The organism is Gemmatimonadaceae bacterium (assembly GCA_035533755.1).
In the GTDB taxonomy this organism is placed as follows: domain Bacteria; phylum Gemmatimonadota; class Gemmatimonadetes; order Gemmatimonadales; family Gemmatimonadaceae; genus JAGWRI01.
This window is the reverse complement of record DATLTC010000016.1, coordinates 1-8,226: the sequence shown is the minus strand read 5'-3', so window position 1 is coordinate 8,226 and position 8,226 is coordinate 1. Positions and strand designations below refer to the sequence as shown.

Sequence of the window (8,226 nt, the reverse complement as noted above, 5' to 3'; positions counted from 1 at the left end):
GGGTGCGACACCGCGTCGTTCTTGATCCAGCAGCGCGCCACGCCGAGCTTGGCCGCCAGACGTGGGGCGTCAACCAGCGGCGTGAAGCCCGTGTCGAGCGAGAGCGTGGGCGTGCCCGTGAAGGGCAGCCATTCGCGGTAGCGCCAGAGGTTCGGAGCCCGGGCGGCTATGGTCTGCTTGTCGGGGAGCGTGCGGTTGGACGGAGGCTGGGCCTCGAGCGGCCCCAAGCAGTGCTCGCAGATGGCCGTGGGTCCGGCCGGTGCCGGCGTGCGGCAGACCTTGCAGATCAGCTCCCAGGGCGTGAGCTGGGATGTTGGCTGCGGGGCTCGTGCCGAGTGGTCGGCGACGGGCCGTGTTCCGGTGGTGTTGGGCATGCGACGGGCCTCTGGTGCTCGTTGAGGTCCCGTGGCCAAAAAACAAGAAGCCCGCGAGGTAGTCCGCGGGCCATAGCATTTTAGCGAATTATTTAACGTGGCTGCAATACGCGGCAAATCACCACGGGATCGGTTGTGGGACTAAGGGTAGGGGGACGGTCGGTTGGCGTCAAGGGCATTAGGCGAGCGCACTTCCCACGTACGCCCTCCCATCGTCCGGTTGGCATAGAAGTGACTCCGCTTTTCTGTACAGCGTGACGGGGTCGGCTAACTGGATTACCGGGCGGGTTAGGCCGCGTTCGAAAGGGAAAGCGGCGTGAAGTAGGCCTCGTCGGGCGTCTGGTCGGCGAGGCTGAAGTGCGGACGGCGGGTGTTGTAGAGGGTGAGGTAGCGAGCGAGGCCGGCGGTGGCGGCAGAGGTGGTACGTCGCTGCAGGTGCACGTGACCAACGGAGGCTCGGCTGCGGTTGGCGCGCCGCGGTTGGTGCTCGCTTGTGAGGAAAGCCTGTGCGTCGAAGTTCCGCCCGGCCTCGCGAAGAACAAGCACACGGGTGACTACCTCATGTACATGGACGCCGATTCCAGCGTCGCCGACTCAGCACAAGCGTTCCCGGGCGCGCTCGTCTGGCGGCTGGACAGCTTGCTTCCCGCGGGAGCTGGCGCGCCGCAGCTCGCGCCAGGAGAGACGAGCGGAAGCCGTGACATCGCAATCTCCATCCACTCGGGCGTGCACCGTTTCGCCTTCACTCTTTGGGCAACGGCGGCCGCGGTCGGCGGAGCGGTCCCGGCCACCGCGCCCGACTCGGAGCCGCAGCGGTTGTACGATCCGGCGAATCGTACCAGCGACGCGCGATGGCCCGGCGTGCCGTTCATGCGAGGTATCATTCTCATGCGCTTCCAGGCCGGCGCCGCGCCGGCCAAGCGCCAGGCGGCGGTGGATTCAGTGCAGGGCGAGGTGAGCCGACGACCCCACCCCTCACGGCGGTCCGCACGCCAGCTTGAGGTTCATCTCGTAACCGTCGGGAGGGCGCGCTCATACCTCAGTCGGTCCGAAGTGATTCCATCGGATCCACCTTCACCGCCCTTCTCGCCGGCACATAACTCGCCACCAGCGAAATGCCGACCACCAGCACTGAGATCGTCGCGAACGTCGCCGGATCGCTCGCCCCAACGTCATACAACATCCCGTTGAGCAGCCGCGTCCCGGCAAACGCTCCCGCAGCGCCGAGCACCACGCCGGCCAACGCGAGCCGGATACCATGCCCCACCACGAGCCCCGCAATCGCCCGCGGCTCCGCGCCCAACGCCATCCGCACGCCGATTTCCCTCGTCCGCTGACTCACGCTGTACGCGATCATCCCATAGAGGCCGACTGCCGAGAGCACCAGCGCTATGAGCGCGAAGGTCCCGAGCAACGCCATCGCAAAGGTGGACGGCGCCAGCGCGTCGCGGATGTAGTCGTCGCCAATGGTCGTCGCGCGCGCGACGGCGGCTGAGTTCGTCTCCGAAATCAGTTTGCGCAGTTGGGGCGCCACAACGTGCGGGTCGCCGGTCACGCGCACGAGATAGCTGACGTTCCCCGGCACGATGGTGGGTTGGTAGAACGCGGGCTCGGCGGGGCCGGCGACGCTGGGAATGTGCGCGCCCTCCACGAGACCGACCACGACATCCGGATCGCGCTCGTTCGAGCGTGGGTTCACACCGTACATGCGCTGGCCAATAACGTTGCCGTCGGGCCACAGCGCGTGCGCCAGCGCCCGGTCCACCGCAACCTCGCGGGGCACCACGGGCTGCCCCGGCTTTGGACCCGCGCGATAGGCGGCGTCGCCGGGTGGTGAAACCGGCATCCTCCCCGCGAGCAGGGGCATGCCCGCCACGCTCAAGTAGTTCGGCGTCATCAGCGTCACGCCGAAATCGGGAACACTGCGCACTCGACCAGTCGCGTCGGGGTCCGATTCCAACGTCACCCCGAATAGGTGCCACGGCTCACCGGGCATCGAGCCGACGGCCACGCCGGTCACTCCGGGCGTCGAGCGCAACCGCTCCATGACGGACTGCTCGACGACAATCCGCTGCGCTCGCTCCCGCCCGGCGCTCGGACCGAGCAGAACGTCAAAGGCCATCAGCCCGTGCGGTTCGAACCCCAGCGGCGTGGTCTCCAACGCAACGAACGACCGCACGAGCAGCCCCGCGCCCACCAGCAGCACCAGCGCCATCGCGATCTCCACCACGATCAACCCCGACCGCACTCGGCGCAGCCCGGCGTCGCCCGACGCGGTGAGCGATTCGCTGCGCAACACGTCGCCCACCGAACGCCCGCCCGCGAACAGGGCGGGCGCACTGCCAAATAGTACGCCCGCGGCCACCGAGATCCCGACGCTCCACAGCAGCACCGCGGGCTCGAGCCGCGCTCCGGCCAGATCGGCCAGCGTGGGCGGACGCAGCGCGACGATGATCCGCAGCCCCTGCCACGCCAGGACGACGCCGAGCAATCCACCCGCCAGCGCGGTCATCACGCTCTCGGTGAGCACGAGTCGGGCCAGGCGCCCGCGGCCGGCGCCCAGCGCGGCCCGCACGGCGAACTCGCGCCGGCGCGTCCAGGCGCGCGACATCAGCAGGCTGGCCACGTTGGCGCAGGCGATGAGCAGCAGCACCGCGACGGCCAGAAACAGCACCTTCACGGCGCGCACCTCGCGCGAATCGAGCATGTCCTGCGGGCCGAGCGCGCGAACGCAGCATCGGGCGTTGGTCCACTGCGCAACTGGCGTGCCAGTCGGAACCGGTACCGTCGCGGCGATCGTCTGCAGCTCCTGCGCGGCCTGCTCCTTCGATACGCCCGGGCGCAGCCTCGCGAACGCGTCGCTCCCTTCCATCGAGTCGGCCGGAGCGGGGAAGAAGATGCTCGGCGTCGCGCTATGGAGCCGCGCACCCAACGAGCTGAGCGAAGCCGGGTTGCCCATGGCCGGCGGCGTGACGCCGACGATGGTGTACGATTTCCCGTCCACGCTCAGCGTCTTGCCGAGCACGTCCGAGCGCCCGCCATAGCTTCGCTTCCAGAGACCGTCGGTGATCATCGCGACGGTCGACGCGCGGCCCTGCGCTTCGGCGGTGGTGAACCCGCGGCCGATGGACGGGCGCAGTCCCAACACGCTCAGATAGTTCGGGGTGATCAACGCGACCACGGTGTCCTGCTCAGCGAAGTCCTGCACGGCGATGCCGTCAACCGCGATCGCGGCGACGGGCCCAATGGAATGCGCGCGCGCGGTCCACGCGTCGATCAGCGAGCCCGACGGCGGCAGCAGCGATCCGCGGTCGCCGCCCATCCTGAGCACGACGATGCTGTTGCCGTTGGGGTAGGGAAGGGGCGCGATGAGCAGCCGGTGCACGACGCTGAAGATCGCCGTGTTGGCGCCGATGCCAAGTGCGAGCGTGACCACCGCCAGCGCGGTGAACGCGGCGTTGTGCCGCGCCTGTCGCCAGGCGAGCGCGACGTCGTGCAGCCAATCCTGGAACCAGCCGATGGCGCGGTCCGCCAACGCGCGTCGTTCGTTCACGCGCATCAGGTACTGTTTCAGTTCGCCGGCGTCGCCGAGCCGCCGCAGCGCTTCGGATTCCGCTTCGGGCTCGCTCATGCCGCGGGCCATCAGGTCGTCGATGCGCATCTGGAGGTGGAACTGCACCTCGTCGTCCAGGTCGCGGCGCATCTCGGGGCGGCTCCACGGCAGCCGCAGCACGCGCCGCACGCCGGGCGGCAGCTTGTCCCCACCGAACGGGCGCGTCATGGCGTCTCCAGTATGCCGGACACGGCCGTGACGTAGCGCTTCCAGGTGGAGAGTTCGGCCTGGAGCTGCCGTTTACCCTTGGCGGTGAGCGAGTAGAACTTGGCGCGGCGGTTGTTGTCGGACACGCCCCACGCCGAGGCGATGGAGCGGGCGGCCTCGAGGCGGTGCAGGGCTTTGTAGAGCGCGGCGTCGACGATCTGGAGTTCGTCGCCGGAGTGGCGTTCGATCCAGGTGGTGATGCCGTAGCCGTGCATCGGGCCCCAGGAGAGCGTCTTGAGGACGAGCACGTCGAGGGTGCCGTGGAGGAGATCGTTGGCGGTGCGGGGCATCGGATCCTCTACCAACTAGGTTAGGGGAGAAGATGGGTTGCGCCGTGGAGGACGTCAAGGCATGCCCGACCCGCCGTCACACGTCCGGAATCACCATCGAGCTCGGGATGCCCGCATCGAGCGTGGCGAGGCGGGCATCGCTCGCGGCCGCGAGTGCCACGAGATGTCCATCCGTCGTTTGGGCAGGGGATTTGACCCACGCCGGGAGGCTGTCCACGCCCAGGTCATCCGACAACCGAACAAACCTCGGTCGCTTTGCGCGGGTGAGCAGTTTGAGAAGTTCGCACGCGGCGGGCACGTCGGGTGAAAGCCTCGCCTGCGGCGCGACGCGCACGAAGCCCAATTCCGTAATCGAGCACGTGGCCAGCCGGTCGGTGGGTCGCAGGGTGGCGACCCATCGTTCGGTGCGTGCGTGGTGGACGTGGGCCGCGTGCGCCAGCGCCAGGAGCGCGTTCACATCCAGCAGATAGATCACGGAAAGTCCGCGAGCAGTTCGCGCACCTGCTCGCTGGAAACCGGGGGAACCGCCTGGGGCGCGTGCATGACCGGCAACCCGGTCACGGCGCTGGTCTTTATGTGGTACGCACCCGCTGCGTGGGCGGTCGGGGGCGCCTGCATCGCGCGGCGGCGGAGAAACTCGGACACGGTAAGTCCCTCGTGGCGGGCCAGCCGCCGGATGCGCGCCGCCTCCCGGGCGGTGACTTTGAAGGTGATCGTGGGCACGGTATTACGGTAATACCCGTCGGCCAACGGCTCAAGTCCCGGCTGCCTCCGGAACATGGCGCGCGGGCACGCGCACCGCGTCACCGCACGCTTGCCGAGGGGAGCCGATCGTTGCCAGTCGTCGCGGCCCACCTTCCCGACGTCGGCGCTGGACGCCGGCGACGGGCGTTCGGTGGTCAGGCCGATCGCCGATCAGCCAATGGGGCAGTGACCCCGGCCGTTGGAGCGGGAACTCCTGGCACGGTGTACCGGTACGCACTTACGTCTCCCAAGGGCAGGGCACCGATCGATGCTCAGAAGATCCCATGTCGCACTAGCCATCGTGTTCGCCGCGTGTGGCTCGGCCCGCTTGACGGGGCCGGTGGCCGTGCGCGACGTCGCGATCTCGGTCGACGTGCCGGGACAGTGCCTGTTCAGTTGCGACCCGCCGGGGCAGGATCGCACGACGCCCACGCTCGTGCGCGCGGTGAACCGGGGGCGCGACACGAGCTACATCTCGCTGTGCGGCGACCAGCCCGCGTGGACGGAGCAGCAGTTCGTCGGCGGCCGCTGGCAGAACACGTACGCCACCGTCGATTGCGTGGTGGGGCCCGTTTCCCGACCGCTGGCGCCGGATGACAGCGTGCGCATCAACTGGTTTCCGGAATCGGGAGTGCGGAGCCGCATGACCCTCACCGTAGGGGGTACCGCGTCGCTCGGCGACGGCGAACTCGCCGCCTCGGCCGCGGTGGAGATCAACGCGACCTCGGGCCGTTGAGCAGCGGCTCGAGGAGACAGTGGGCAGTTCACCGATGGAGTACCTCGCGCGCCGCGCGTGCTGCCAGCGGGCGACCGGCTCACGACGTCGCAAGCGCCGGTGGCGGTGGTTGCGCAGTCGCTCGGCTCCGAGTGGGAGAGCGCGTGCAGTACGGCGTTCAAGCGGGTGATGGGGGTGGCGCCGAGGAGGTACGAACGCGATGGGGCGAGTGCCCCGCAGGTCTGACCGGCTTGACAGCCTGCGGTCCGCGCCAGGAGTATGGGTCCATGAGCATTCGCATTTGTTCGAAAGCCTCCCCTTCCACGGCGCTCGTGGACGCAGCCGCACTGGTGACTTGCGATGATTGATATGAAGGCCTTGAGGGCGCGCCAGCGTCATCGCCGGGGTGTCCTGACGGCCGCGGCGCTGTGCGCGCTCACCTTTGCCGGACTGAGTTGCGGCGCGAGTGACGCCACCAAACCGGTCCAACTGCCGCAGCTCTCCACGCTCCAACTGATCGATGACAGCGTGTTGATCGCGGTCGGGGACTCGCTGGACGTGCCGTATGTCGCCGCGCGTACCGACGGCACGGCGGCGGGCGTCGTCGACCTCAAGTGGGATACGCGCAATTCGTCGGTTGCACGGTTCGCGGAGCAGGGGTTGCTCGTGGGAACCGGCGCAGGGCGCACCTGGGTGGTGGCCTCCAACGCCTCGCTCGCCGACAGCACGCTGGTGGTCGTCCGCCAGCCGCTCTCCATCCAGCTATCGTCCCACCTCGATACGCTCACCTCACTCGGCGACACACTGCCCCTGTCGGTCAGCGTTTCCGGCGCGCCGGGCGACCAGGTGTCGCTCACCTGGGCCAGTCGTGATTCCGGAGTGGTGCGGGTCACGCAGGACGGGCGCGCGATTGCCACGAGCGAGGGGAGCACGTATCTGTTGGCCCGCGAGGACGCGGGTGGGGTCGACTCAATCCGTGTCGTGGTGCAGCAGCGTGTGGTAGGCATCGCAGTCTCGCCGACCGTGGGCAGCGTTCCGTTGGGCCGCGCGGTCAAGCTTGCAGGCCGCCCGGTGGATGCGCGGGGCGCAACGATTGCGCGGCTCGGGGCGGTGACCTGGAGTTCGGCTCGTCCGACGCTCGCGTCCGTGGATATTGCGGGCTTGGTCACCGCACTCGCCCAGGGCACCGACACGATCTCGGCGTCGGTCAGCGGATTCACCCGCGCCATGCCACTGGTGGTCGGGCCGGCGCCGCCGCTCCGTTTCAGCAGAGACACGATCAACATCGGTGTCGGGCAGTATCCCAGCGCGTACGCCGCGCCGCTGCCGTTGGTCATCGCCGACAGTTTCGCGATGCACCACTCGGTGCCCATCACCTTCACCATGGCCGACTCGACCATCGCCGTGGAGGGCACTCCGGTGTCGCTGGGGACGTACGGCCCCGATTCGGCGGGGGCGGTTCGGCCTTTCGGCCGCCGCGCGGGTGTGACCGTCATGACGGCCACCGGTCCCGGCTACGGCCCCGGTTCTGTTGTCGTGCGGGTGACAACGCCGAAGCTCAACATGATCGATTCAGTCATGCCGCTGTTCGATCCCGCGCACTCGACGGCCACATCGACGATGTTCGCGTACTTCCAGGACTCGCTGGGCCACGAGGGCCAGCTCTGGCGGCCGGCGACCGTTCGCTATCGCGCATCCGATACGACGGTCGTGGTTCCCTCTGCCTCGAGCGTTACCGTGGATAGCGGGCAGATCGACGTCACCGTCCGCATGCGCGCCACGGGGCCGGGCGTGGCCTGGCTCATCGCATACCCTGACGGTTACGCGTCCGACAGCACGCGAGTGCACGTCACCACCTATGCGCCGCGCCTCCTGTTCACCAGGGAACCCGGAGCCACCAACGTCGAACGGGGCGCGTCGATGTATCTGGGTGCGGGCGAGAGCACGACCTACTATCAGGTCGGCGTCTTTGCGTCCGCGCTCGGCGGATGGAGCACCACAGTTCCTCTGACGCTGAGCCACGGCCGCCGGGCCGTGATCGCGATTCCGGATTCCGCCAATCGGGACAACGGCTATTTCCACGTGCAGGCGCTCACCGAGGGGAGCGACACGATCATCGCGACGGCCGCCGGCTACAGGCCAGACTCGCTCATCGTGATTGTCACGCGGCCCTCCTTCCGCTTCAACTTCGGACAGACGACGTATGCCACGCTGGTGAACGCCCCGACGTTCCCCACGACTACGATGTTCCACAAAGTGACGCTGCAGGCGATCTATACCGAC

General features: G+C 68.5%; 7 protein-coding genes, 1 pseudogene and 1 riboswitch. Of the genes and pseudogenes, 2 read left to right on the top strand and 6 right to left on the bottom strand.

Features of this window, described 5'->3' with window-relative positions; all coding sequences use genetic code 11:
* The 6 genes and pseudogenes from VNE60_03250 to VNE60_03225 all read right to left on the bottom strand — a co-directional run.
* Positions 1-374 (bottom strand): hypothetical protein (locus VNE60_03250; GenBank protein HVB30525.1); only part of this gene is annotated, 374 nt, incomplete at its 3' end.
* 60 nt (positions 375-434) lie between these two features.
* A riboswitch (SAM riboswitch) is annotated at positions 435-509 on the bottom strand.
* 153 nt (positions 510-662) lie between these two features.
* Positions 663-791, bottom strand: a pseudogene (locus VNE60_03245) (IS3 family transposase).
* A 622-nt stretch (positions 792-1,413) separates the two neighbouring features.
* Positions 1,414-4,155, bottom strand: a complete 2,742-nt coding sequence (locus tag VNE60_03240) for an ADOP family duplicated permease (GenBank protein HVB30524.1) — start codon at positions 4,153-4,155, stop codon at positions 1,414-1,416.
* Positions 4,152-4,484 (bottom strand): PadR family transcriptional regulator, encoded by a 333-nt coding sequence (locus tag VNE60_03235; protein ID HVB30523.1) that lies wholly within the window; start codon positions 4,482-4,484, stop codon positions 4,152-4,154. The genes VNE60_03240 and VNE60_03235 overlap by 4 nt, the downstream gene beginning before the upstream one ends.
* A gap of 76 nt (positions 4,485-4,560) precedes the next feature.
* Complete coding sequence (locus tag VNE60_03230) at positions 4,561-4,959, bottom strand: TA system VapC family ribonuclease toxin (GenBank protein ID HVB30522.1); 399 nt, start codon at positions 4,957-4,959, stop codon at positions 4,561-4,563.
* Positions 4,956-5,207, bottom strand: coding sequence for a hypothetical protein (locus VNE60_03225; protein ID HVB30521.1), 252 nt, complete (start codon positions 5,205-5,207; stop codon positions 4,956-4,958). The genes VNE60_03230 and VNE60_03225 overlap by 4 nt, the downstream gene beginning before the upstream one ends.
* 289 nt (positions 5,208-5,496) lie before the next feature.
* Here VNE60_03225 and VNE60_03220 point away from each other — a divergent pair, with 289 nt between their 5' ends.
* A complete protein-coding gene (locus tag VNE60_03220; protein HVB30520.1) occupies positions 5,497-5,964 on the top strand; it encodes a hypothetical protein in 468 nt (155 codons plus the stop codon).
* Between the two features lie 339 nt (positions 5,965-6,303).
* The coding region (locus VNE60_03215; protein HVB30519.1) for an Ig-like domain-containing protein at positions 6,304-8,226 on the top strand (1,923 nt) is incomplete at its 3' end.